The 25,020-nt window shown below is 41.4% G+C and carries 22 protein-coding genes and 1 pseudogene; 13 read left to right on the top strand and 10 right to left on the bottom strand.

Annotation, left to right across the window (positions count from 1 at the left end; genetic code table 11):
- Positions 1 to 69: 69 nt before the first annotated feature.
- From rpmH to ACMVDV_RS13970, 6 genes are all read left to right on the top strand, one after another.
- Complete coding sequence (gene rpmH, locus ACMVDV_RS13995) at positions 70 to 204, top strand: 50S ribosomal protein L34 (RefSeq protein WP_004335215.1); 135 nt, start codon at positions 70 to 72, stop codon at positions 202 to 204.
- A gap of 7 nt (positions 205 to 211) precedes the next feature.
- The gene (gene rnpA / locus ACMVDV_RS13990; protein WP_016710423.1) at positions 212 to 637 is read left to right on the top strand and encodes a ribonuclease P protein component; all 426 of its coding nucleotides are present in this window, start codon (positions 212 to 214) and stop codon (positions 635 to 637) included.
- Between the two features lie 126 nt (positions 638 to 763).
- The gene (yidD, locus tag ACMVDV_RS13985; RefSeq protein WP_304184959.1) at positions 764 to 1,039 is read left to right on the top strand and encodes a membrane protein insertion efficiency factor YidD; all 276 of its coding nucleotides are present in this window, start codon (positions 764 to 766) and stop codon (positions 1,037 to 1,039) included.
- A gap of 8 nt (positions 1,040 to 1,047) precedes the next feature.
- The gene (gene yidC / locus ACMVDV_RS13980; RefSeq protein ID WP_416158544.1) at positions 1,048 to 2,682 is read left to right on the top strand and encodes a membrane protein insertase YidC; all 1,635 of its coding nucleotides are present in this window, start codon (positions 1,048 to 1,050) and stop codon (positions 2,680 to 2,682) included.
- Between the two features lie 138 nt (positions 2,683 to 2,820).
- Positions 2,821 to 4,185 carry a tRNA uridine-5-carboxymethylaminomethyl(34) synthesis GTPase MnmE gene (gene mnmE / locus ACMVDV_RS13975; RefSeq protein ID WP_416158543.1) on the top strand — a complete coding sequence of 455 codons (1,365 nt, stop codon included), beginning with the start codon at positions 2,821 to 2,823 and terminating at the stop codon, positions 4,183 to 4,185.
- Positions 4,186 to 4,382: 197 nt separating this feature from the next.
- A complete protein-coding gene (locus tag ACMVDV_RS13970; protein WP_416158542.1) occupies positions 4,383 to 5,540 on the top strand; it encodes a site-specific integrase in 1,158 nt (385 codons plus the stop codon).
- Between the two features lie 30 nt (positions 5,541 to 5,570).
- Here the strand turns inward: ACMVDV_RS13970 and ACMVDV_RS13965 are convergent, their stop codons facing one another.
- The 6 genes and pseudogenes from ACMVDV_RS13965 to ACMVDV_RS13940 form a co-directional block, all read right to left on the bottom strand.
- Positions 5,571 to 5,897, bottom strand: coding sequence for a helix-turn-helix domain-containing protein (locus ACMVDV_RS13965; RefSeq protein ID WP_416158541.1), 327 nt, complete (start codon positions 5,895 to 5,897; stop codon positions 5,571 to 5,573).
- A gap of 361 nt (positions 5,898 to 6,258) precedes the next feature.
- Entirely contained in the window at positions 6,259 to 7,212 is a 954-nt protein-coding gene (locus ACMVDV_RS13960) for a replication protein RepA (RefSeq protein ID WP_416158540.1), read from the bottom strand.
- A gap of 361 nt (positions 7,213 to 7,573) precedes the next feature.
- Positions 7,574 to 10,272 (bottom strand): annotated as a pseudogene (traN, locus tag ACMVDV_RS13955) (conjugal transfer mating pair stabilization protein TraN).
- Positions 10,273 to 10,368: 96 nt separating this feature from the next.
- Entirely contained in the window at positions 10,369 to 10,902 is a 534-nt protein-coding gene (locus tag ACMVDV_RS13950; RefSeq protein ID WP_416158539.1) for a FlhC family transcriptional regulator, read from the bottom strand.
- Positions 10,903 to 10,904: 2 nt separating this feature from the next.
- Positions 10,905 to 11,516, bottom strand: a complete 612-nt coding sequence (locus tag ACMVDV_RS13945; protein WP_416158538.1) for a hypothetical protein — start codon at positions 11,514 to 11,516, stop codon at positions 10,905 to 10,907.
- A complete protein-coding gene (locus ACMVDV_RS13940; protein WP_416158537.1) occupies positions 11,516 to 11,725 on the bottom strand; it encodes a hypothetical protein in 210 nt (69 codons plus the stop codon). Before ACMVDV_RS13940 ends, ACMVDV_RS13945 begins: the two co-directional genes overlap by 1 nt.
- Before the next feature lie 186 nt (positions 11,726 to 11,911).
- Here ACMVDV_RS13940 and ACMVDV_RS13935 point away from each other — a divergent pair, with 186 nt between their 5' ends.
- The 3 genes from ACMVDV_RS13935 to ACMVDV_RS13925 all read left to right on the top strand — a co-directional run bounded on the left by ACMVDV_RS13935 (position 11,912) and on the right by ACMVDV_RS13925 (position 13,732).
- Positions 11,912 to 12,202 (top strand): hypothetical protein, encoded by a 291-nt coding sequence (locus ACMVDV_RS13935; RefSeq protein ID WP_416158536.1) that lies wholly within the window; start codon positions 11,912 to 11,914, stop codon positions 12,200 to 12,202.
- A gap of 235 nt (positions 12,203 to 12,437) precedes the next feature.
- Entirely contained in the window at positions 12,438 to 13,142 is a 705-nt protein-coding gene (locus ACMVDV_RS13930; protein WP_416158535.1) for an AHH domain-containing protein, read from the top strand.
- Positions 13,139 to 13,732 carry a hypothetical protein gene (locus ACMVDV_RS13925; RefSeq protein WP_416158534.1) on the top strand — a complete coding sequence of 198 codons (594 nt, stop codon included), beginning with the start codon at positions 13,139 to 13,141 and terminating at the stop codon, positions 13,730 to 13,732. The genes ACMVDV_RS13930 and ACMVDV_RS13925 overlap by 4 nt, the downstream gene beginning before the upstream one ends.
- 465 nt (positions 13,733 to 14,197) lie before the next feature.
- On the opposite strand, the gene ACMVDV_RS13920 is transcribed toward ACMVDV_RS13925, so the two are convergent.
- The 3 genes from ACMVDV_RS13920 to ACMVDV_RS13910 form a co-directional block, all read right to left on the bottom strand.
- Positions 14,198 to 16,642: an ATP-binding protein gene (locus ACMVDV_RS13920; RefSeq protein ID WP_416158533.1), complete on the bottom strand. Its 2,445-nt coding sequence runs from the start codon at positions 16,640 to 16,642 to the stop codon at positions 14,198 to 14,200.
- Positions 16,643 to 16,947: 305 nt separating this feature from the next.
- Positions 16,948 to 17,535: a GNAT family N-acetyltransferase gene (locus ACMVDV_RS13915; protein WP_416158532.1), complete on the bottom strand. Its 588-nt coding sequence runs from the start codon at positions 17,533 to 17,535 to the stop codon at positions 16,948 to 16,950.
- Between the two features lie 510 nt (positions 17,536 to 18,045).
- A complete protein-coding gene (locus ACMVDV_RS13910; protein ID WP_416158531.1) occupies positions 18,046 to 21,450 on the bottom strand; it encodes a conjugal transfer protein TraG N-terminal domain-containing protein in 3,405 nt (1,134 codons plus the stop codon).
- A 318-nt stretch (positions 21,451 to 21,768) separates the two neighbouring features.
- Between ACMVDV_RS13910 and ACMVDV_RS13905 the strand changes: the two genes are divergently transcribed.
- From ACMVDV_RS13905 to ACMVDV_RS13895, 3 genes are all read left to right on the top strand, one after another.
- Entirely contained in the window at positions 21,769 to 22,629 is an 861-nt protein-coding gene (locus ACMVDV_RS13905; RefSeq protein WP_416159099.1) for a hypothetical protein, read from the top strand.
- Positions 22,626 to 23,021 (top strand): hypothetical protein, encoded by a 396-nt coding sequence (locus ACMVDV_RS13900; protein ID WP_416158530.1) that lies wholly within the window; start codon positions 22,626 to 22,628, stop codon positions 23,019 to 23,021. Before ACMVDV_RS13905 ends, ACMVDV_RS13900 begins: the two co-directional genes overlap by 4 nt.
- Before the next feature lie 218 nt (positions 23,022 to 23,239).
- Positions 23,240 to 23,398, top strand: coding sequence for a hypothetical protein (locus ACMVDV_RS13895; RefSeq protein ID WP_416158529.1), 159 nt, complete (start codon positions 23,240 to 23,242; stop codon positions 23,396 to 23,398).
- A gap of 40 nt (positions 23,399 to 23,438) precedes the next feature.
- Here the strand turns inward: ACMVDV_RS13895 and ACMVDV_RS13890 are convergent, their stop codons facing one another.
- Positions 23,439 to 23,708 carry a hypothetical protein gene (locus ACMVDV_RS13890; RefSeq protein WP_416158528.1) on the bottom strand — a complete coding sequence of 90 codons (270 nt, stop codon included), beginning with the start codon at positions 23,706 to 23,708 and terminating at the stop codon, positions 23,439 to 23,441.
- Between the two features lie 832 nt (positions 23,709 to 24,540).
- Between ACMVDV_RS13890 and ACMVDV_RS13885 the strand changes: the two genes are divergently transcribed.
- Positions 24,541 to 24,897 carry a hypothetical protein gene (locus ACMVDV_RS13885; protein WP_416158527.1) on the top strand — a complete coding sequence of 119 codons (357 nt, stop codon included), beginning with the start codon at positions 24,541 to 24,543 and terminating at the stop codon, positions 24,895 to 24,897.
- The last annotated feature ends 123 nt before the right edge of the window (positions 24,898 to 25,020 follow it).

Below are 25,020 nucleotides of genomic sequence, written 5' to 3'. Positions count from 1 at the left end.
ATGGCACCTGTGCCAGGATCGCGACCTGCATAGGATGTTTTAACCTTTAACCGATCGGATGGAATTGTTATGAAAAGAACTTTTCAACCTAGCGTTTTAAAACGCAAACGTGCACACGGTTTCCGTGCTCGCATGGCAACTGTAAATGGCCGTAAAGTATTAGCTCGTCGCCGCGCTAAAGGCCGCAAAGTTCTTTCTGCTTAATATATAAGTGGAAGACTTTAACTTTGGCAGGGAGTTACGTCTGTTAACTCCCTCGCATTACTCTCGCATCTTTAATGAACCCGCTCGGGCCGCAACTCCTTTCTTTACCTTATTAGCAAAACCCAATGACCAAGCAAAACCTCGCTTAGGACTCACTGTCGCTAAAAAACGGGTTAAAAAAGCTTGCCAACGAAACCGTATTAAACGTCTTGCTCGCGAAAGTTTTCGTTTAAACCAACACACTATTGATAATATCGATATTGTGCTGATGGTTAAAAGTGGTATCGATGAACAGTCAAATGAAGAGCTAACCAAACAACTCACTAAATTGTGGCGTAAAATTAACGAACGCTGTAAACCTGGTGCACCAAAACCACCGCCGTTTAAAAAACGTCCCAACAAATCGGCTAAATCCAATAAACAGAGCCAATAGCAATAGAATTATAGGGTTAATTAAGGTATCTTTAGCTCACCTTTTAATCATGCATTTAAAATTCCATTTTGGGCGTTTAAATTCATGGTACCCATTCACTAAATATTACGCAGAGGCTTGAACACCATGAGGTTACTTAGACCACTTGTTGCTTTTCCTAAGCGTTGTTTAGTGTTATTAATTCGTGGTTATCAAAAGTGGCTTAGTCCACTGTTAGGTCCGCATTGTCGCTTTAATCCAACCTGCTCCAGTTATGCTATTCAAGCAATTAATTTGCATGGATCTGTAAAAGGGAGTTGGTTAGCGGTTAAACGCATATTAAAATGCCATCCTTTACATTCAGGTGGGGATGACCCCGTACCTGAAAAATTAACCCATATTAACCACCAACACGAGAAATAAGAGCTGTTATGGAATCGCAACGCACGTTTTTATTCATCGGCTTGATGCTTGTATCGTTTTTATTGTTCCAAGAGTGGAATAGTGACTACAACGCACCAAAAGTCGATCCTAGTGCCAACACACAAACACTACAAACTAATTCCCCTGACTCTGATGATTATGTTCCATCATCAACTGACGGTGAGTTACCAACTGCAGCAACAACCGCGAAACGTTCGGTTATTGAAATTACCACTGACGTATTCAAAGTTAAAATTGATACCCGTGGTGGTGATATTGTTGAAACCGACTTACTGCAATACGAAGATAAAAAAGATAGTGGCATACCTTATATGTTATTGGGTGAGTTTAATGGTAACCAATACTTCTCTCAAAGTGGCTTGATTGGTTTAAACGGCCCAGATGCATCAACTGAAGGTCGCCCTGTTTACAGCACTGAACAAAAAAGCTTTACTTTAAATGGTGATGAGCTGCGTGTGCCTTTAACGTTTACTGATAGCAAAGGTGTAACCTTTACTAAAACGTATGTATTCAAAAAAGGTCTATACGATGTGGCTTTAGAATACACAGTAAACAACACCACAGCCGAGCCAATTCAAGTACAACTTTACACTCAAGTAAAACGCACAGTACAAGATAAAGGCAGCTTAGTTGATCAAACTTACTTAGGTGCGGCTTACGGCTCAAGCGATGAAAAGTACGAAAAATACAGCTTTTCTGACATGGCTGACAAAAACCTCAGTATTAATACCCAAGGTGGTTATGTTGCCTTTATTCAACACTACTTTGTAAGTGCTTGGGTACCTGTACAGGAACAGCAAAACACCCTTTACAGCTTAATTGCTAAAGGCAATGCTGCAATCATAGGTGCTAAGGGTGAGCCGGTAAATATTCAAGCTAACCAACAAGCAACGATTGGTGCTACTTATTACATGGGCCCGAAAGAGTCTGATAAACTAGCCGCTATTCACCCGAACTTAGACTTAACAGTTGACTATGGTTGGTTATTTTTTATCTCGCAGCCTTTATTTGTATTATTGAAATGGTTGTACGGTATTTTAGGTAACTGGGGCCTAGCGATTATTGCCATTACCGTTATTATTAAATCATTAATGTACCCACTAACTAAAGCACAATATACGTCAATGGCGAAGATGCGTACTTTACAACCTAAAATGGCTGCATTAAAAGAAAAGTTTGGTGATGACCGCCAAAAGTTCGGCCAAGCAACCATGGAAATGTACCGCAAAGAGAAAGTAAACCCTATGGGTGGCTGTTTCCCTATTCTGTTGCAAATGCCAATCTTCTTAGCCTTGTTCTATGTATTCTTAGAATCAACAGAGCTGCGCCATGCAGAGTTTTTCTTATGGTTAACTGACTTATCTGCGAAAGACCCATACTACGTACTACCCATCTTATTTGGTGCCAGTATGTTTGTGACGCAAAAGCTACAACCAATGACGGTAACCGATCCTATGCAACAAAAGATGATGACCTTTATGCCGGTTATCTTCTCAGTGTTCTTCTTATGGTTCCCATCTGGCCTAGTACTTTACTGGCTAGTATCAAACCTTATCTCTATCGCACAGATGCTGATCATCTATCGCGGTATGGAAAAGAAAGGAATAAAAGTAAGGGGCTAATTTGCTCAATTACTTCAATTAAGGCGACTTCGGTCGCCTTTTTTATTGGCTGTTTTTAGCCACAGCTATTCGCTACAAATAACGGCATAGGTTACAATACGCACATATCGTTATTCATAAAGTTGGTAAATTACTAGCATGATCAATCAAGACACAATTGCAGCACAAGCAACCGCCCCTGGTCGTGGTGGCGTTGGTATTATTCGCGTTTCTGGCAGTTTAGTAAAAACCGTTGCCGAGCAGATTATTGGTCGCTGCCCTAAGGTGCGTTACGCCGATTATGTGCCATTTAACAGTCTTGCTGGCGAGCAACTTGATCAAGGTATTGCTATTTATTTTGCTGGGCCAAACTCCTTCACTGGCGAAGATGTACTTGAACTACAAGGCCACGGCGGTCCTGTGGTACTGGATATGCTACTTAAAGAAATTAGCCAAATTGACGGTGTGCGCTTAGCCAAACCTGGCGAGTTTTCTGAGCGCGCCTTTATGAACGACAAAATGGACTTAACCCAAGCAGAGGCCATTGCTGACTTAATTAATGCTACCAGTGAGCAAGCCGCTAAAAGCGCCTTACAATCACTGCAGGGCGAGTTTTCTAAGCACATTGATACCTTAGTTGAAAAAGTCATTCACTTACGTATGTACGTTGAAGCCGCGATTGATTTTCCCGATGAAGAAATCGACTTTTTATCTGACGGTAAAGTCGCCGGTGACTTAAATGCCATTATCACCCAGCTAAGCAATGTGACCAATCAAGCTAAGCAAGGCAGCATTATGCGTGAAGGTATGCGCGTGGTGATTGCAGGTCGCCCTAATGCCGGTAAATCAAGTTTACTTAACGCGCTAGCAGGTAGAGAAGCCGCCATTGTTACTGAAATTGCCGGCACCACCCGTGACGTACTACGAGAACACATTCACATTGATGGCATGCCGCTACATATTATCGATACCGCAGGTCTACGGGAAAGCCCAGACCGCGTTGAGCAAATAGGCATTGAACGCGCCTGGGATGAAATAAATCAAGCCGATCGCGTACTCTTTATGCTTGATGGTACTGATACCAAAGACACCGACCCGCATGCTATTTGGCCAGAGTTTATGGCCAAGCTGCCGCAAGGTATGGGCGTAACTGTGATCAGAAATAAAGCCGATTTATCGGGTGATGAAGTCGGTATGAGTGAAAACCAGCAATATCCAGTGATCAGCTTAAGCGCTAAAAATGCTGATGGTATAGAGTTAGTTCGTACTCACTTAAAGGCATGTATAGGTTTTCAAGGGGCAACCGAGGGCGGCTTTATGGCCCGTCGTCGTCACCTAGATGCACTAGATAGCGCAGCCCATCATTTACAAACTGGCAAAGACCAATTAGAGATGCATGTTGCCGGTGAGATCCTCGCTGAAGAACTACGTTTAACACAAAACTACTTAAACGAGATCACCGGTGAATTTACCTCTGACGATCTACTAGGCAAAATCTTCAGCTCATTTTGTATCGGGAAATGAAGTCATAGACTTGAAAGGAACAGAAGTCAAAAGACACCAAAAGAAATCAAATTAACCAATTGATCCTAAATGAAAAATAAGGAAAGCAACGGTATTGTTTTGGTTTTCTTTTTACTTCTCCTATGTTCTTTTGGTCATATATTGCCCTGCTTGTTCCCCAGCTATATAATCGTGGGGAACATGGGGGAAAACCATCAATGAAAGTATCTATCGAAAAGCGACAGCCAGATCGCGAAGGAAAACGCTCTTTGCGCTTGGTGTATTACTATGGTTCCAGCGTTGAAGACGGGCAACGTAAACTGAAGCGCTCACACGAGCCATTAGACATCTTCATCTATGACAAACCACGATCTCCAGCAGAGCGAGAGCACAATAAAGAAGCATTAAGGATCGCTGAAGCTGTGCGATCTAAGAGGCTGCTTGAAAGCGAGACATCAAGGCATAAGCTGGAGGATCGAACTAAACTCTCTGCCAGTTTCTTCGATTATTACGATTCAGTTACTGATAGCAAAGCTTCTGGCAGTAAATCCAATTATTCAATTTGGGTCTCCGCCGGACATCATCTAAGACGTTACCATGCGCGAGCAGAACTAACATTCGAAGATATTGATAGAGCCTTTCTTGAAGGTTTTAAAACTTATCTTTTGAAAAGTGCCACTACGAAATCTGATCAACTGCTGTCAAGAAATACAGTAAGCAGTTACTTCAATAAAATAAGGGCTGCCCTGAACCAAGCATATCAAGAGGGGATTATTAGAGATAACCCTGTTCGAACTGTGAAAAGCGTTAAACCAGAAACAAACCAAAGGGTTTATCTGACTCTGGAAGAGATAAAGGCTATGGCAAAAGCAGAATGTCGCTATGATGTCCTCAAACGAGCCTTTCTGTTTAGCTGCACAACAGGTCTGCGCTGGTCTGACATACAGAAGCTAGTTTGGTCAGAAGTGGAAGAATTTGAGCCAGGCCATTTGCGGATCATTTTTAAACAGAAAAAAATCCAGAATAGAGGAACGGCACTGCAATACCTCGACTTACCAGATTCAGCAATAAGGTTGATGGGAGAACGCAAGGATAACAACGAGCGTGTGTTTAAAGCACTACGATACAGCAGCTATACCAATGTAGCGTTACTTCATTGGGCCATGCTTGCTGGAGTAACCAAACATGTAACTTTCCATGCTGGTCGTCACTCGTTTGCAGTTAACCAGCTTGCGCGGGGCTTAGATATTTATTCATTATCACGCTTACTGGGTCACAGTGAACTGAGAACAACAGAGATTTATGCTGATATCTTGGATCAAAGAAGAAGGGACGCAATGCGAAGCTTTCCTGATATTTTTGCAGACAGTCTTTAAAACAGAACTAGGCCTAGGGCCAAAAATTAATTAGTATCTTTGGCCCCTGATCATTCTAGAACTCACTTCCTTCGAAATTTCTGTGTTTGTCTTTACCCGGTTGGACTGCAACCACTCGATCACTTCTTCCCGCTTAAAATAAATCCGACAGCCGTTTGGTTTGTAAAACGGAATAATATTTTGACTGGTTAACTTGTATAAATGACCTTTTGACAACCCTGTCAGCTCAGCACAATCATCAATGTTCAGCATTACCTTTTCCAAATTAACTTTGTCTGATCCTGACGATCTAGCGAGCATGTTCTTTATCTCAGCCAGTTCTTTCAAAACACTATTTAACAACTCTGTCTCTTGCATAATCATATCTACTGAAACCCATAAATAATCGACTGGTTTAGTCTACTAACACAGATTTCAGATCCTCTGCTCTGGATCTGCCCTTTTAGGGCGCGAACAAAGTTATTAACATCTGAACATGGTTCAACTATAGGTATCTTTATAGGATTTTTTTAAAGGCAATACCTATAGGTTTAGGGGGGGGGGAAATTATGCGTGGCAAGGGGGGGTGATTATGCGCAGATCGTCAGTAGTCAGGGGGGGTAATTATGCGTAAAAAGGGGGGGGCGATTATGCGTGCATAAAATCCAAAACCAACAGGGTTTTCCACAACTTTGCAAAGCAATAACATAAAAAACCGGCACATGGGCCGGTTATTAATTCAATTACGGTATGGAATCGGTGGGGGGCTGGACATCATCAAAATTCCGCCAGTCACTCTCTTAACTTTTGCATCCGGATAAACAGAAAGAACTCTCTTTAAAGCAGGAAGGAATACCTTTTTAAAATTCCTGTCAGCGTCGTCTCCGGTGTATTCTTGACCAAACTGCTCACGTAAATTACGCCAGTACAATACAACAGGCCTACCACTAATTCGATGTAAACGATCCGCAAGCATGGCATAAATATCCATTGCCAGAGCACTGCTATTAAGCTGATTTAAAGCCCTTAAATCAAGCGGCACTGCATGTTCGCTTAGCGTCGCGAAGTACTCGTGAGAAAATGTAATAACACCGGGCCATAAAGCACCTTGATTATCATTGTTACCAATCCAAGCCTCAAATTTTTGGATTGGCTTACCATCGTAAGTGATCGCTTTGTCAGCGGTACTAAAACCAAGCGTAATACTACAAGCAGACAACGCCATAACCTGTTTACGGAAGTTTGTATAGCTCCCGTTTTTCCCTCCTGATGAATCCTTACCCAGTTGTTTAAGGAAGCCTCTGGCGCTATTGCCGACATCAATCTCCGGTGACTTAGAGCGTAAGGCCTGAGTGTTCAGATATGCCATTACCAAACGGGGCATTGGCCCATAGGGAACCGGCTGCTGAACAAACTGTTTTCCATCCCATATTTTACCCGCTCGAATGTATAGACCAGCAGCACCGCAGCGCCTTTCAAACTCAACTCCATTTACTCTTGAACGAGGTAAACCGATTTGGCACATAATTGAGTGCATAAAAGTGAAATCATTGGGTGAGGGTGGATCTGATTTAATCCTTACAGAGGCGTCTATTAATTCAGACTCAGCCCGGCTCAAGCCTTGTGGTCTACTATTATTTTTTACTTCAATATCTGCCTGATACTGTGTAAAAAGTTGGCTAAATGACTTCATTACTGATCCTCCGTGAATCAAGCCATGCTTCCAACTGATCTAATCGGTATCTGAGTGTTTTATCACCACTAATCTTATATGGTTTAGGGAATGAGGGGTCATTTGTGCGAATTCGTTGAAGCGTTGGCGCAGATATTTTAAGAAGGGCAGTCACCTCGTAAACAGAGACCATCTGCAGGTGACTGTAATCTTTTTCATTTAATTGCTGCATAAATATCTCCAGCATCATCATTGATTTACTGGAGATATTTTGAGAGTGAAACCCCGTAAACATGGCCTCTGGAATTGTCCTATTTGGGCACATAGGCGATTTATTCCGACACAAAAACTTTCACATGTGAAAGTTGCTAATTGATAAGCATCAACCACCATTGCCATCCAAGTCAGGAAAGATTTCACGAGCTTTGTCGTTTCTAATTTTGTCCACATTAATCCCTTTCAGCCGCTCCATGATACGTTCTGAGGCGTCTTGTCGAGTACCATCAATATTAAAATCACTTCCAGCTCCCGTTAAAGCATCCAAGTTTAACGATGCGGGATCAGGAAGTTTTCCATTTTGCTGAAGTATCCCCAACCACTCGTCCAAGTTGACCTTACTCCAATCAATATCCGCGATTCGATCCAAAGGTATTCCACCACATTGTGGCGTACGAGCATCACCGAAATTGAAGCCCAGTTGTGGCCGCACTTGCTCCTGGATAATTCGAGATAGTGGAGAATTGAAGCAGCAATATGACTCTCGCTCCTCAACACATGCTCCCAATACTTTAGACTTGCAGTAAGATCCAACGTATGTGCAGCTATTCAGTGCTCTTTTAGCATTCATGGTGAATTCCTTTTCCTCGCACTTCCAAATCATTTGGATCATGACCATCGACACGACATAGACTGTGTAAACAGTCATGACAGTGCTTAGCATGGCGGCACCTTGTTGGCCGAGGATTTGCTCAGTCATTGACTCCGGAGCGCCAGCAGGTACGCCTGCGGCCCCCGTCGCAGAAGCATTCCCTAGAGCTTCAGAAGTCAGCTTGGTAATTTGCTCCTTTAATGCGCCAATAGTATTTTGGGCAAACTGTTGAACAGGCTGGAGAAAACTATCAACCGCTCCACTAATATTTTCTATATAACTTGCAAAAGGCTGTGTTATTTCGGTCCAGCCAGACATTACGGGGTCTCTTAATACTTGGTATGCTCCTTTCACGGCACTGCCATCAGAGAGTCCCATAACGGCACCGTCTAGCTTAGGCACGGCCATAATCAAATTGAGATAATCAGCAAACGAAATATTCGTCGGTTTCTCACAACAATCTGAAACACCACCGACAGCAATTTTGCATTCTCCAGACTCCCCTCCAAATACGGCGCATCCCTGGTCTATATTTTGATCCCCTCCTTCTTCTGTTGCACTATCAGTGCAACTCATGTCCTGAGTCATGAATTGAGCCGCATTAAGCAGAGCTGTTGCCCTTGCAAAATCTGCACTTTGAGTTTTTGTCACATCAAGACAATCATCCCCCATGCAACGTATAGGTCCGCCACATTGATACTCAGTATTTTTCTCTAATGTAGGAACATCAACATTGGTACCGCAATCATAGGTGTCTTTAAATACATAACATTGCCCCGAAGAACCTGCGGCACCATCAACACATTCAGGGCTGATGAAACCACACTGAGGGTTACTTTCTAGTGCAGCGCAAGAGTTTAAGTTAGAGCCATCATTACTTGGACAGTGTTCGACACCCTGAGGGTCTGTCCAACATTCCATCTGGCCGACGTTAAAATCGCACTGCAATTTAGACAGACGAACTTTTTGGGCTAGCCTCGGAACACCAGGAAGTGGCGAGGGTTTTAACGTGTTGTAAAAGGAATCTTCAGGACATATCGTTGCACCATTAACAACAATACAATCAACATCATTCTGAGCACCTTCAACCACATTCAGTGAGCCGGTGCAAAAACCGTCTTGTAGTTTTTGAGCGTCGTCAATGCAAGATTGCGGTATCCATTTATCCTCTTCTTGCTTTGTGAATCTAAATGAAAATCGCCCCCCAAGAACCCAATCAAGGTCATCAGAGGCCGTCGTGTCTTGTATTTGAACGATGCCGACCAACCCATTATCACAAGTGGGATACTGATTTACCCTATAAATAACAGTGGAATCGATCTTTCCGGGTATGCCGTGCTCAGGCCAGTCCCAGGAACCAATGAGATCTGTTTTGAAATTTACAGCTCCGCTGCACATAGCGTTGTAATCAACAGTAGGTATCTGGGCAACCTTATGTTCCCCATCTGATGGTGATATAGCCTTCCATGACCCATCTTTTAGATCAAATTGCACCGTGTACCATGTTCTACCTTGTGAGGCGACGTAAACATTTTCAACTGCGCTACTGATCCCAAGAGAGTGAATTATATCGCAGTCCCTGTTGGTTTAATTACTCGCTGGCATCGCTCATAATCAGGAATATGAGCTTTTATATTCCCTTTGCTGATAGTTGTTTCGGCAGAACAATCCCCAAAGCCATCTGCGATGAGGTCCATATCCTCATAGGTTTTTTTGCTTAAATTTAGTACTGGGTCATTACTGAAATCAGGGCGCGAGCGATTGGCCGCATCCATGAGAACTTGATATGCAGAACCTGATATTGAGGGATTGGAGCTGTTGGCGTCTTGGAATAAATTGGCTTTTGCCTCATTACCAAACTGATCCATAGCATCAGCATCACTGAATATCTGTTCTAGCTCCTCTGGAGATGCTGCATCAGGGAAATACTCTGCGGTATTTTGCCCAGGTTGAACTCCAGGAAACAGTTCATTTATGTTTATGGATGTTGATTGGCCATTACCGACTGGTAGAGAAATTTTACCATCTTGAATCTGAGCAGAGTTTTGCTTAACTCCGTTCGCAATAGATAAACCAAATTGTTTGGCATCACGACCAACAGCTCCGATGTTAGGTTCCTGATTACCAGCATAAGAATGTATCGGAAGAACTGAGATGGTTAAACATAGGAGCGAGGCAACAAACCTCGTCATGATGGGCGGCATAGTGGACATAGCATTTCTCCAGCTTTTTAGTTTGGATAATGCTATGTCGCTCTCTCATAAAAATTAGCATCGCTATTTGCCCTTTTGCGGCATACGCGGATGTATTCAGGCAGCTTTTGAGACCCGGCAGAATGGGCATTCAACACATGTTCGCTGATTAATTGACGTAAAAAAAGTGCATTTGCATTGCTCGCAATGCTCTATCATTGCCTCTTCACTGCGCAGTTCAGAGGCAAGACACCAAGCATCTGTAATGTCGAAGGGCTCCCATTTCCCTCCCTTCATACCTGGAACTTCTTTACGGATAGCGTGATACATCCTAAACGCCTTATTCAGAGCGCCAATATCTACAGAACGCTTAACCTCTTCCCCTCCAATATTTGAATAGAGCTGCATTAAAAGCGATGCTTGAATTTTAGATGTTTGACTGTGGATCAGCGTTGCTCCACCACGGAATGTCCTGGATTTCTTATCCTTCACATCATATCCGCAATATTCAAGCTCAGCGTATAACCTACGAACTTGCTTATAAGTCAAACCAGTCTCTAGGATAATTATCTTTGTGATATAACCTGCCAATGCCATGTGCCTTGCTTTTACCCAACGTGATAATGAACCAGATGTAAAACATTCACTCATGATTATCTCCACACCAAAGATTGCTGAATTTTTTTTAATATAATCGCCGTTGTATCGACAAGAGCTGCTGATAGGAATTGATCGAGTACGTCAATATCGAATCTCAGTGAAAATCGAATAACGACCCTATGCGATAACGACCTTAACTGGCTGTTTGAAGACGCAGCGACTGAAGATGCAAGACCAGAAGAGACACCAAAATTTTGCATCGCCATACCCAGGTTTCTACTAGCTAACTTATTAAGTAATAGCCAGTAGGCTGCGTCGAAGTCATCCACAATATTTTTAAGGCATATGACAGAATCGTAGCTACCAGTAAGTGTGTCGATCACTTCCATTTGATCTGTTTCAAGTTTAAAACTTAATAGAACTCCACTCGCTAATTGTGAAAGACAACTGTCAGGAGCCGAGGCCAATTTTTTAACAAGATCTTCTGGAATAGAAAAATGATTGCTTACCTCGGATGGCGCATTGGCTGATAAAAGCTTCAGCAGTGTCCATAGAGTCAAATCGAACTCAAAAATATCTTGGTCTGGCTTCTCTTCACTCAATTGAACAGCAAACCTGTCAAAACTACCAATAACATCACGCTCTAACGGCTCTAACGCATACATCAGCAGTCCTCCCTACCTTTTTTGCTGCGGCCCTGATTGATTGAAACTAACGCTACTCCGCCAATCAACGCTAGTAAGGTAAATCCATACTGGTCATCTACCCACGACGATATAGCTAAATGAGCAAGAAAACTTAGGATAAACAACGTTCCGATTACCTTCGCGACCATGTTTAATCGCTTCTTAGTTTCACTATCTAAATACTTCATATATCTCTCCATAACACATCTGATTTATTCATTGATTAACTTTGTCATCAATCATAAATACCATGGCTTTTTGATAATGCAACGCCAAACACTGTTTTTTTTTACAGTATCATTTTATGGTGCTATGAAGATTTGTATTTCTGATCAATAATCTATAATCGGTCATATATTAATCAGGAGGCGTAAATGAAAACGGTGCTGTTCTCTTTGTTTTTAATAGTAAGTTTGTTCTATTTGTACAAACTTCTTGGCCTATGGTCGCTCATATTTTTTGTAATCGGTGTTGCTCTGCTGGCATCTTTAAAAATTGGTAAACGAGCCTCTCTAATCAGTAGTTCCGGGAATAGAACGAGTACATTACCTGAGCAAGATCTATTTGCAGACGTCACATACAACCCTGCCACAGGATCTCCAATGGTGAATGACGTAGATGTATCCGGAAATTTCTATGGCCTGAATAAAAACAAAGGCTCCTGAGAGCCTTTGTTTTTATTATTTATAGAATTATAGGATAATTATACTAATTATTTCTACCAAGTCTGAATCGAGCTAGAACTGAGTATTAAAGTATCATAATGGTTGTGAATGCGTGCTTTGTGCCACATATAGCAGACGGTGGCACGATAGTAACTTATTAGCAGCTAACAGTATTTTTGACTTTTGCTTGCCAAAAGTCTAATTTACACACTCGAATATAATTATGGACGATATTATGCGACAACATGCCAATTACCCTCAACCTAGCCGACCTTCTGATCCATCGCCTCTTGAGCTTGCTATTTATAATTTTGAATTAAAGGCAAAATCTTATTATGACGCCCAGCAAAAATCTGATGACTCAGAACAGTTAAAGAAAAGACTAAATCAAGATTATAATCATCTTCAACGTGAAAAAAGACGTATAGAGTCCGTAGCGATTGCTCAAAATTATTTACAGCAGTACAGAAGTGATAATGAAAAATTAGATGTAGAACAGTTACTGCAAGAGCCTCATCATCCTACGGCTAAACTTGCTAAATTTCTTTTTGCAACAGGTGAACCTCAACCAACTATTCATCATGAAGCCCACCATATTATCGCTGGTAAAGGACGCTACCTTCAACCAAAGATGTTAGCAGCCAGATTAAATATGCACCTAGTCGGCTTAGGCATTAATGACCCTTTTAACGGAACGTGGTTAATTAATTTTGAACGCAATAAAGAGATCGACTGGGCTACTCAAAATGCTCCCGCTCATAGAAAATTGCATCGGAAAAATTATGAAACGTGGATCAGCAATAATCTTGGCGCAGCACAGGGATATAGTAAGGCACAATTTATAACAAAAATTCGCTCGGTTAAGCAGCATATTAAAACAGGCACAATACCTAGTTCTATTTTTTCAACTAAAAATACTGAGTTATGGAAGGGACTATGAACTCGTACCGTTTAGAATTACCAAAAGAAAGTACGACAGCTTTAATTTTTGATTCATACATACTAGCGAAGCAAATGTCTCAACAATCGAAGTTAGGTATCAATGAATTACTAGTTAAGCTTCAAAGATTACCATATGAAAATCTATCGCTTTATTCTTTGTGGGATGGCGAACATTTGAATTTCACATTCAATCCTGAATCAAATGATGACTTTGATGTAAATATGGTAGGTACATATATTGTGTTGAAAATGTCGGCATACTCTGTTTTAAACAATCTCATGGCTGACTTTGGCGAGTTTATAAAGGTTAATACAGATCGTGGTGAAATGATGTTATTCAATCTACTTACCTTCGCTCAAGAAGATTTGAGCCTGACAGAAAGAGCTTACTTGGATGGCTTTGAAGATGGTTTAAAATCCCTTGTCTTTGATGAAAATGACATCCAAAAGAAGAGCCTGTACAAATCAAAACTTGAAGGTGGAAATTTTGTATATTGCAATGAGCTATTTTTTAATGCGGTGAAAAAGAATAACCTCACAGGGGTTACTTTTTATAAAGATCTATTAAGCACATTCCCTGAAAATTGATTTAGCTCAATAACCCCAAAGTTATAAAAACTACGAATACACGGTTTTAGTGTATACGCTACATGTAAAGTTTTTTAACATTGAAATAAAGTATGGTGACATATATTTGTTTGTATAACAGAGAAACGCATGAAGCAATAGAATGAGTTATGCGCTCCATTGATGGAAAGCTTGAACCTCTTGGAACATTGGATGCCTTGATTGCTTTCTTACGCTATCACGAAAAAATGAGCTCTAAATATACAACTGGACAATAGTGAATTAGCTCCAATGTCGGATCCGTGCCAGAAGCGGTCATTCAAAAAAATGGCAAAAGGCAAAACGCTACCCCAACTTCCTCCTATTGGTGGTACAGTAAGTAGCAACCTAAAAATCAAATCTAAACTGGCAGTCACCGATTAAAAAAAGAGGGGACTGTCAGCTTAAGTCTGGGCTAGTACAAGTAGAGGCATGTAAGGAAAAATATCAAGCAGTTTGTTGTAAGTATTTTATCTTTTGAGTTCTTACTTTAAAAAATAAATCCCGTATTTCTTCTTCTACTTTCGCCGAGTAACGGTCTTTGTGTGAATTATTTCTAGTAGCTGTCGTAAGTAAAGAAAATGAGTCATTAAGAAGATCTATATCAGCTTGTTTATCAGAGCTTCTTATCCATGAATAATATCTAGCTTTAGCTTTGTTATAATTACAAAAAGCAAATGTACGGCCTAACTTACGTGCTTCCTCGATCAATAAATCCCCTTTATCAATTTGATTTGATCTGTATTTACACAGAGCCATATTAACTACTGCATCGCAGTTGTTGGGATTTAACTCTATCGATTTTTTCCATAACTCTTCCGCTCTATCTGAGTCATTCATTTTATGGAATAAAAACCATGCATAGCGATCATGCAATGCGGAGTTGAAAGGTTCATCACAAATTGCCAATTCATAGTTTTCTTCCGCATTTTCTATATTACCTTTTTCGGCAGCTATTTTTGCTGCTTTTGCAAATGGGCTACGAAACGCTTCTGCAACTCTGTCTTGTTTATACTCAGCTTCAATAGTGTTTATCTTTTCGAATTCTTTGTCCACCTCATCAGCATATTCCCTAATGTTTTTTTGCTCTGCTAGTTGCAGATTTGATATTTGCTTTTCGAAAAATTGTTCTGCTAAATTTACTAATTCAATTTTAAATTGCTCACCATAAGAATTCGTTGTGCCAAAGTTTGTTTCGTCAAAAGCTTTGTGAAACTCTTCTAATGGTATTTCGGTAAGCTGACAAGCTTTACGAACAGTAGTTTGATCGATGGGGCTTGCGGCAGCAACCAAAGTCATGCAAACGGACTTTTGAGATTGATTCATTCTAGCCCAAGCATCTTCATATAAAAACTCTAGAAGTTCCTGGTTAGATCTTTTGAATATATTTTGTTTAGCTTCTTCTATTGAAGTTTTGGTTGTTCCTATATACTTAACAAGCGCGCTTATTAGTAAAGGTTTATATGTCAGTTGTTTGCAAATGCTTCTCAATCGAGCATCACCTGCTTTTTGAATCGCTATAGCATTACAATCTTCAGCTAATCTCTTTATTAAATTTAAGCATTCTCCTTCCTCTAGTTCCCTTACAGGTATCGGAGTTGCGTATACAAACTCCCTTCTGCGTGAGGTAATAATTAATCTACCTATTTTTTTACTAACAGCTACCAAAAACTCACCTAATGATTCTACTTCGTGAGTATCAGTAGCGAGTGTTTCTGTATTATCAAAGATCAGTAAAATATCATCTCGCGTGTATTTTTCTTGTTTTAGGTAGCCTATCGCTTTTTGAATCAATGCATTTCCATCTACTTGATACCAATCTTTGGGGAGATTGGGCATAAACAGTCTCATAAGCTCTCTTACACACTCATCCATGACATTTGCAACGCCTTGAAGGTTTTCTAAGCCTTTCTCTGTCCATCGTGTTAGCTTTGCGCTGTGAAAGCTCAAAACTTCCGGTATAGGCAAACTTAATTCTAATTTATCTTCAACGTAACGATTTAAAAACTCTAGAACTAAGGTTGTTTTACCATATCCTCCGTCGCCGTAGATTAAACACATTCTGGAGTCTTCATCGTTTAACCACTCATTAAGTTTTTCTAACTCTTTTTTCCTTCCTTCGAATGTTTCAGTTTCTCTATTAGGTATATTATGATAAAAACTCAAGTCTTCATTTTCGACAATCACTTCTGCGAGAGTGTATCTCTCCGGATTTCGGGCTTCCCGTAAAGAGAATATGTTATCTTCCTTCAACGTAACTACAAACTGTTCAGCGTTTTTGTTTGATAATACTTGTCCTTTGAGTTTCCAGATACCTTTCTTACATTCCACTTTTGAAATTACTATTGGAGAGCTCCGATATATTATGGGCATATCAACAGTGTAGTTAGAGAGTTTAGGCGATAGTAAGAGTATTCCATCCTTTGATGTGTTTGGGATAAAATCTTTGAATGTTTTTAGCGTTTGTCTGATTAAATGTGTGGTTTTCGGTAGCCATGTTTCAGCTATTTTTTCATCTATCACTCCATGACCAGCTCTAGAATTTCTAAATGCGACCCAATCAGATAATTGCATGGATAAATTTGGTTTTATGTTATTTGAATCCTTGAACCAACCCCATCCCAAAGAAGGATCTTGATAAGAGCGTAATGAAGGTAAAATTGTATTAATTATCTCAATGGGTAACCCATCAGTTGGGTTACAAAGTCTTTCAACTAATCCTGATAATTTATTGAGTTCTCCCTCAGGTAATGTTTCTCTTGAAAACTCAATCATAGAAACTGCAATAAGCTGTAATAGAGAGCGAAGAGTTGAAGTTTGAGAGAGAAGCTTAGCTTTGGTGTTCTCTTGCTCTAGATCTTCCGCTATGATTTTGTTATAAAAATTATTCAATTTATTTTCCTTATGGGCCTTATCATTAAGTATATCTATGACTCTTGATTATATCAGCAACCAATGTGCCATTTTTGCACTTTGGTCAATGCCTCAAATACCGTTTTAGATGAAACATGACCAAAATTAAAGGTTCATACTAATTGCTACTACGAAGTCCGAATCGAGCTTCAACCGAGTAATAAAGTATCATACTCGCTGCAGCTCACTTCGGGACAAAAATGGGTTATGCGGCGCGAGTAGCTAACGCCGCAATACTCAACTAAATGGCACAGCCTGCCAAGCATCAAGTGCTAAGAAAGTGATTATGAAATGCTGCCAATAGCCCTTAAGTCGGCATCATTTAAAAAGAACACAGGGCAGCCATCAACTTTTTGAGAGTTTGACATCAAGTAGAGACCTGTATACATATGTTTGGACATTTTAAAATCGTCACTGTCTGGCACTTTACAATCGCCAACGCACTTAAACCCGTTACGTTCATAAAATTTGATTTTATCGTGATTACAGATTAGCCCCAAATCGCTAAATAATTGACTAAGCGACTGCAACATTTCAGTCCCTAGCCCACGCCCTCTAAACTGCTCAACAATCTGTATTTTATGGAGATATGCCGATTGATGATGTGGATGAACAAAAATCATTGCATACCCACAAAGCGTCTGTTCGGAGCTTGATGTGGCAACTTTAAGATGACCGAACTTGTAGCACTCATTAAATATTCCAACAATGTATTCAATGGCCTTCTGTACTTGTTCTTCCTCTTCCTCAAATGCAAACATAAGAGATACTAAGGAAGTCGATAACATAATATCGCTTAGTAACGCTTTCGCTTCATTTTCAAAAATCTCACCTAAGAAATCTTCTTGCTTGAATCCTTGAGCTTCATTCATATTTCACCTTCGCCAATTCCGATATGCTGCACAAAACTTAGCATTTAATGAGCTGATTGATTGAATCGCCACCATTACACTAGTCACTCTGTAGCGTTACTAAAATTTTGTCAACATGTTCGAACTAGATCGCTTGGGCAAGTTTGGTTGTAACTCGCTTTGGGGCATAAAGGGTTTAGAAATGGCAGCGTACGGATGTGATCGCAGCCATTCTAGTATGAATATTTATTACTTAGTATGAGATTTTATTCTTCTCCTATAATAGACTTAACGTTAGTTGCCCATCTTTATATCTTAATAACGGATACCGTTGAGGCGACGAAAAAAAACCTATCAAAATGTATTTATTAAGTTCCGGATGCTCTTTGATTACATTATCCAACACCGAACCATCAACAATAAATTTCTTATCTCCACAACTAGGTTTTTCGTTTAACCATCTCCCTTCGCCGAGTAATATCATCATTTTAAGCTCTTTAATGGCGCGTCTATATTCAGCTCGTCTAATCATTAACGGCCTCCCTTAGCTACAGATAAGTATCTTGATACAGGTGCTAGATATCCACCTGCTTGGTCTTTACCAGCCCCCGCAGAACTTTCAATAATCGCAGCCATTTTATCTGCCAATGCATTATCACCAACTTCTTCTCTGAGACTTTTTCTTAGTTCTCCGGAGCGAGATGAATCGCCTCCCATCAACGATGTAGCAAACAATTCTGCTCCCGCCTGGCTATTCAAACCATAGTTATATCTTGCAGTATCCATTGCTATCTGCCTAAATTCATCACCATATTGCTGAACAAACTCAGCCGCCTTTTCAGCTCCAGCCTCGTTTGCACTTGCTAGCGCAGAAGCAAAAAACATCCCTCTTTCTCTAACAGACATTCCCTGTGCTGCCTCTGAGAGCTCCGACTTACCGGTTAACCATTCTTTACCGGCTTCAAATCCACTGACCCCAACACCAATAATATCCCTCCCTAGATTTGCAGCACCTACTGTCAAGAAACCCCCAAGACCATACTCTTGCTTGACGTAATCATCCCCTTTCTTTGTGTCCTCAATAAACTGATCTCGTTGTTCCGGGGTCATCTGGGCTAACTCAGACATAGATTGACCGAAATTCTGTGCGAACCCTTCTTTTGCGACTCCTGCGCCACCTACAACTTGCTGTACAAAACGACCTGCGCCTTCAGCACCTGCAAACAAAGCGCTGGATGTTGAAGGCGCTAAATCGGATGCCATGATCTGTGATTTTAAAGCAGGCAAGCGGTCATTAAGATATTCATTTCTGCTTGACCCATAACTCTGCTCAAGTTGTTGGATACCCTTTTCATGAGCGTCACGAACAGAATTTTCAGATCCAATACTGCCCGATTCAGCTAAAAGTCTTTGTTCATTGCTCATTCCTTCCGGTGCCGAAAGTGAGCTCGAATTTTCAACCGGTGAAACATAGCGCGGAGTGTCCTTTACCAACATTGCACTTTGGCCTGATTGATTAAAATCGATACCACTGTTGCCACCTGTCGCCTTTGTTATAACACTGGCTGCAATTGCTTGTTCAGATGGAGAGTTTGAATTGAGCATAGCAAACAACTGCCCTCCAACTATTGCCCTCTGGGAATCTATGCCTAAATCTTGGTAATGCTTGGCTTTCCTTTGCGCAAAATCTCTTGTCTCTGGTGATGACTGTCTAACACCATCTGACAATGACTTACCAGCTGACCAATTGCTCAGAACTTTGTCAGCTAACGCGCTAATATTATTGTTGCTAGTAGTCCCGATAGTCTGCTGAGCCTGAGACAACTCTTGGTAGGTTTGTTGCGAAGACAAAAGATCAGAACTGGATTGCATGAGCTGCTTTCTCTGCTCTTCACCTAAGCTCTGGGTAAAACGTTGACCTTTATCAGTGGAAACTTGCCGAGCCAAATCACTCGTTAATGCTGAACTGTCATCTTTTGTAAAACTAAGTCCGCGAGATAAAGAGTCAATATCAGAACTAAGCTGCTGCCTACTATCCTGACTCTGCGATTGCGCAGATACATCTAAACTACCGTTCATAGATACCGGATTAGCGGCATTTACAGCGGCACCAACCGGTCCTGTAAAAGCAGCAGCAAGTTTTCCGGCATCCACACCAGCGCTGGCCCGCATAGCAATAGCTCCAGCCACAGCATCCGTGTGAGAGGAATTTAATCCATGATCACGAGCGTAGTTCTGGGCGGCGGAAAAAATACTTTTAGCCTGAGTTGAATCAGACGCTCTCAGCGTTTGTCCTAATGATTGTAGTTGGGAATAAGTCTGTTCTGAACCATGCCCAGAAAACACGCTATTACTTAATTGGCTAGTGAAGCCTTTCTGGGCCTGTGCAGTAGTAGCAGAACTACTGCTAAGCGCATTACTTACGGTACTTCCTAAGTTAATACTATCAACTAAGGACTCACCTCCAGAGGTCATTGTTCCAGCAATTCGGGATTGATTAAATTGTGGTTGTTGGCTCATAACGGAACCACGGTCCACTAAGTCTGGAGACATTAGTTTTTCATTGACTGTATCACTTGCCCCCACTCGTTGAGCAAGACTATTGAAGGCATATACTGAGCCAGTTACTAACATCAACGATAGGACTGGCGTTGCTGCGGCCATCATTCCACCTATCCCTATCCAACGCTCAATTTCGGCCCCAGCATATGCAACACCTTCAAATGAGGATAAGTTCCCTGTGGTATATTTTGCGAGCGCCTGCTGCCCCATTATGTAAATGAATAGATTGATTACCGACATAATTGGCAACCAAAGTTGTACCCATATAAGCATCTGAAGATACTTACCGACCAATAGCAAACCTTTAGACCCTAGCACCATAACAAAAGCGGCTATAGGCGTAATCGCATAGGCAAACCCCTCTACCAAGGTCATAAGAGGTTGAATCGATTTTACAAACAAAGACTGTTCGGCTGCATATTGCGTATTTCGCTGAGACTCAGCTTGAGTGAGCATGATTTGTGCGTACGGATCATTCATATCACTGTAGTACTGAGCAAAGCCACGCTGTACGATAGGTTGCAGAAAATTAGCTTTTATAAAATCACCTGCGGCCACATTAGTAACCTGCAGGCGATATAAAGCGTCAGATGTAGCATTCAAAGCATCAGTGGTAGACAACAAATAACCAAGAGCTTGTTGCGAAAGGCCAGAATTGAACGCCGCATCAAAGGATTGGCTCAACTGAATCCAACCATCTGTGCAACTGGGATCTGTCGGGCCAGATGGAGACAGAAACAATCTGGTCCCATATATTTGTGAATCAAATCTAAGAGCTGCACGCCAATGCTCAGTGTTGATTTGATCCTCATTTGACTCACCTAATGAAAATTTAATTGCTGTGCATTCTGATATGTAGTTAGTAAGACTTTTCTTCATATCAACAGCACCGCCTCCTAGGGAATCATTCCAGACAGTCCATAGTGCTGACTCCATTTCGTGATTTCTGAGCTTTGATAATAACTCTAAAGAATCCATGAACTTTGATTCAGTCACACTCGCGACGGGGCTATATGCAACCTCAAAGAGTTTTGTGAGGCCAAATCCAATGCTTGAGATTATAGAACCAGCGGCGGCTGGACCAACAGGTACGTTATCCACTACCCGGACTTGTCCGTTGTACGCATCCTCAATAGTGACAGTAACGCCAGCTCCAAAGGAAATGGCATACACGAGCCAACAAGCAAAAACCTGATGTAAATCCCAGGATTTGGCTCCCTGGAATAACGACTGAAATGAGATGATAAGAGCGCCAATTAAAAGGCCAATACTTACCATGCGTTCAAAATCACCAGTGCCTGTAGCCATAGCCAAAGCAATCATTATTTGCTCTAAAAATGCGGCATCGCCGACGGAATAGATACTAAAATCCATTAGTTACTCCTTTTTCCCTGATGCTTGGCTCGCAAGCAAAAGCCGCTTCTCTAAAGTAAAGGGGAGAGACTCTCATACTGTTGCTCCAATAGATTTCGTGACACCCGAAAGACTACCGAGCAAATGAGTACAAACCGAACTCCCAAACTGTCCAATTTGGGCAGTCAAAATAAAACTTTCACATGTGAAAGTTAATCATTGAACAATATCGGTAACTTTGTTTCGTCCGTACAAACTTATGATTTTAAAATATTTTCCTTAATCCTTGTTGCATTTTCACAAAGCAATGGCACTCTATTTCTAAAAGAGGATCCTTCAATGAAAATGAATATGTCTACTACCGCCGTAAGTTCAGCTGCAGCCTTGTTCGCCGCCATTATGCTTATTGGCTGTGCTATAACCCCAAAATCCTATAATCCAGAGATGTCCAGAGCGCTAAACTTGGCAAGAGCTGGGGGTATTTATGACCAAGACTTGAGAGACTCAGAAGATGGTCGGAACTCATATAGTCAGTCCCTACTGATGAAAGCGCTAAATGTCACAAGCCTGGCCTCATCGCTTGATGCTCCATTAAGAGGATTGAACGGTCAGCAAACTCTCATGTTTAACGCAGCAAGCATTCTTACATCATCGGATAACCCATCTGCTAGGCCAAGCTTGATGGCATGGATGCCTGCATCAATGGCTGAATCTTCAGAAGATGCTTATAGCAACTATATAAACCTAATTGATAATGCCATTGCGGTAGCCGCGAAATCTATAAACATGGATTTAACTAAAATAGCGGAAAGTACAGCACCTAAGATTGATGGAAATCCACTAATTATGTGGGCAGTAACAGCTCCACAATTTGGCTGTGATGGCTCAAACTGCGTAATTGCATACAACGTTACAGTGCCGAATCCTTGGAAATCACCTGCTTTTGTGGGCACTGGTAATATTGATAGCTTTAATCTGGCCGCTAATAACACGACCAAATATTCTCGATTGATTTTCACCCAGGTTAGCGACGTGAAATCATTTCCAATGGACGATTTTTACAAAAGTACAAGCCGAGCTCTGCCGGAGTGGGCCGTCATGTATTTCCCGCCCAATAGTGTGTTCCAGGATGGCGAATCTTTACCATATCCAGTTATATATGAGAAAGGCCAGCAACTGCTATTCAGGAAGGCACAATGAGTCTGTGGCATGAAGAACTGGAGCTGGCTTTGCTAAATCTGGAGGATTCAAAAGCCAGTTGTGATGTGATGACTTATGTGATCAGCTACATCCTAACAAAATCAGACATTTCACATCAATGCAGAGTAGGGTTTGTTGAAGCAGTGCATAGCAAGACACAAATCAATCCGCATTGCTGGATAGAGTTAAAGGATGGATGGGGTATAGACCTGACTTTGCGCCGGTGGTTGGGTGACGAGGACCGATGGCCGCATGGAATATTTAGGCTTTCAGACTATCCACAGGTTCAATTCTGGGGAACGCCTTTGTTTGCCCCGAAGCTAAAGGATGAAGAAATTAACGCCATGTCCGATCATCTAATTAAGACAGTGAAAATACCGGTCTTTTGCTGAATTATTCAGCATTGATAACATGGCCGTTTAATACACATATAATTAATGATCAGAGCGGTTTTGATGATGTTTGTTATATAAATATAAGCTTCCGAACGTCACCACGGTAAAAAATGCGAGCAAACTTAGCATTGCAACAGTAAAGGCATCCACGGAACTGAACCTCTCTTTTAAAACGTTATATACTTAAAGTCTAACCAAACTAGCGAGATTTACCAGTGGCAAAAACACTAGACCAGATATTGGAGCAGGAGAAGCCAGAAATTGTGGCCGAGGCCAGACGCAAGACATCAGAGATGCTCCGCATCTTGGATGAGCAAACAACGGCCAAACAAGATAATGAAGCCGATTCTGTAGATTCCTATTCCCAGAAATAACAAAGGGCCAGACAAGCTGGCCCTTTAATTTTCTCAGTAATTACATCACTAAGTACAGTTCATCGTTGTCACTTTCAGCTATCGTCAAGTCAATAGTGAAAGTAATATCGATGCGCTCAACAGTCCGATTACACTCACGAGCGTACTCATCCTGCCGGCTTTTAAACATCGCTTCAGCTTCATCATGAGAAGAGGCTTCTACGGTTTCAACAGCCAATTCCCCCTCTTTTTCGGTGCAATTAACCCCACGATAATACACGCGGCCACACACATCGAATTGATGGATATCTGTTTGAGTTTGTCCTAACATTTTAATTCTCCAAGAGTTTAATAGCCGGGACTTAGCCCAACCGGGCGAAGTACTCGGTTGGGTTATTTAATTAGGGATTAGGCTTCGGGCATATTATGTATAGTGAAGGACTCACAAACACCATGCCTGTAGAGCACTACATTACCCTGGGAAGTTTGTTCCAAAAACTTGTGCGTGGCTTTGAGAGCTGCTCTATAACCTGCCTCAGAGGGCTGATACTCTCGCGTTCGCTTTTTTGGTTTGTTAGAATCAGTCGATACATTAAATCTCCCTCATCTTTGAGCTGACAATAATTTCCTGTTGGAACCTATTACAGCGCGTTCTGCAACCAGCTCCCCATCAAGCGGAGCGCATTCGACAGCATCGGAGACTCCAGGTTGATTGCTACCGGAGGTAGCTTTCAACCATTCACCACACAATGAACTGCTATTAGTTACCAATGGACTGACGACCCGTACGGGCCGCGTTTTTCTCAATGATCGATATGCAAGAATCGAAGCCTTATTTAGTAATTTGGCGACAATGTTAGCCCCGAAAGCAATGACGCCCACAGTAACAATCATGATCAAAACGAACGTAGAAAAGTACATAAACACCTCCAATTAGATGGAATTGAAGGGGTTACACCGCAGAACCGGTGAACCCCGGTTGCGGGATAAATTGATAAAATGCTGTTTGTTTTTGGCGACCAGCTATCGCACTTACTTAGCACAAGGCTAAAGTTGAACTAACAATACCAACAAACATAGCTAATAAAAACGCGCTGTATTGGCCCTTTTTGGGCACTTATAAGCCATAATAGGTAAATGGAATTTATGAAAAGGATTTTTACATGCGAAGTATCGTAAATGTATGTCTGCTGTGCCTGTTCCTATTTGGATTAGTGGTAGCAACCGATACCCCGTGGGGATTTGCTATCGCAGCAATCCCATTACTTGTTTGGGGTAATGCAGTTCTAAATATCATCCATAAAAACATCTGGCTTGGGCTGCTGTTTTGGTGTGTTGTCTCGTTCTTGGCATGGCAAGTGACAGTCGTAGCACTGCTTGCTCTCTTACTGAGCCAACTGGTATCCAATATCAAAACAAATAGATCAAACAAACAACACAGGTCACGGAAAAAAGTCAGTGATTTCGATGGCTCGTATAGCTTTGATTATAAAAACAACATTGATATCAATGATGATTAACCAATATTTGTTGGCCGAGGTGGATCACCTGGTCGTTCGAGCAATTCCCAAAGCAAGCGAAAGGCATAGAAATGATCGCGTAATGTGATTTGACTTAGGCTTTGATGCCGAATGTAGTACCTA

The organism is Pseudoalteromonas sp. ASV78, from assembly GCF_047806705.1.
Lineage (GTDB): Bacteria > Pseudomonadota > Gammaproteobacteria > Enterobacterales > Alteromonadaceae > Pseudoalteromonas > Pseudoalteromonas prydzensis_A.
Note: the sequence above shows the minus strand (reverse complement) of the source record. Positions and strands in the feature narration are given on the sequence as shown.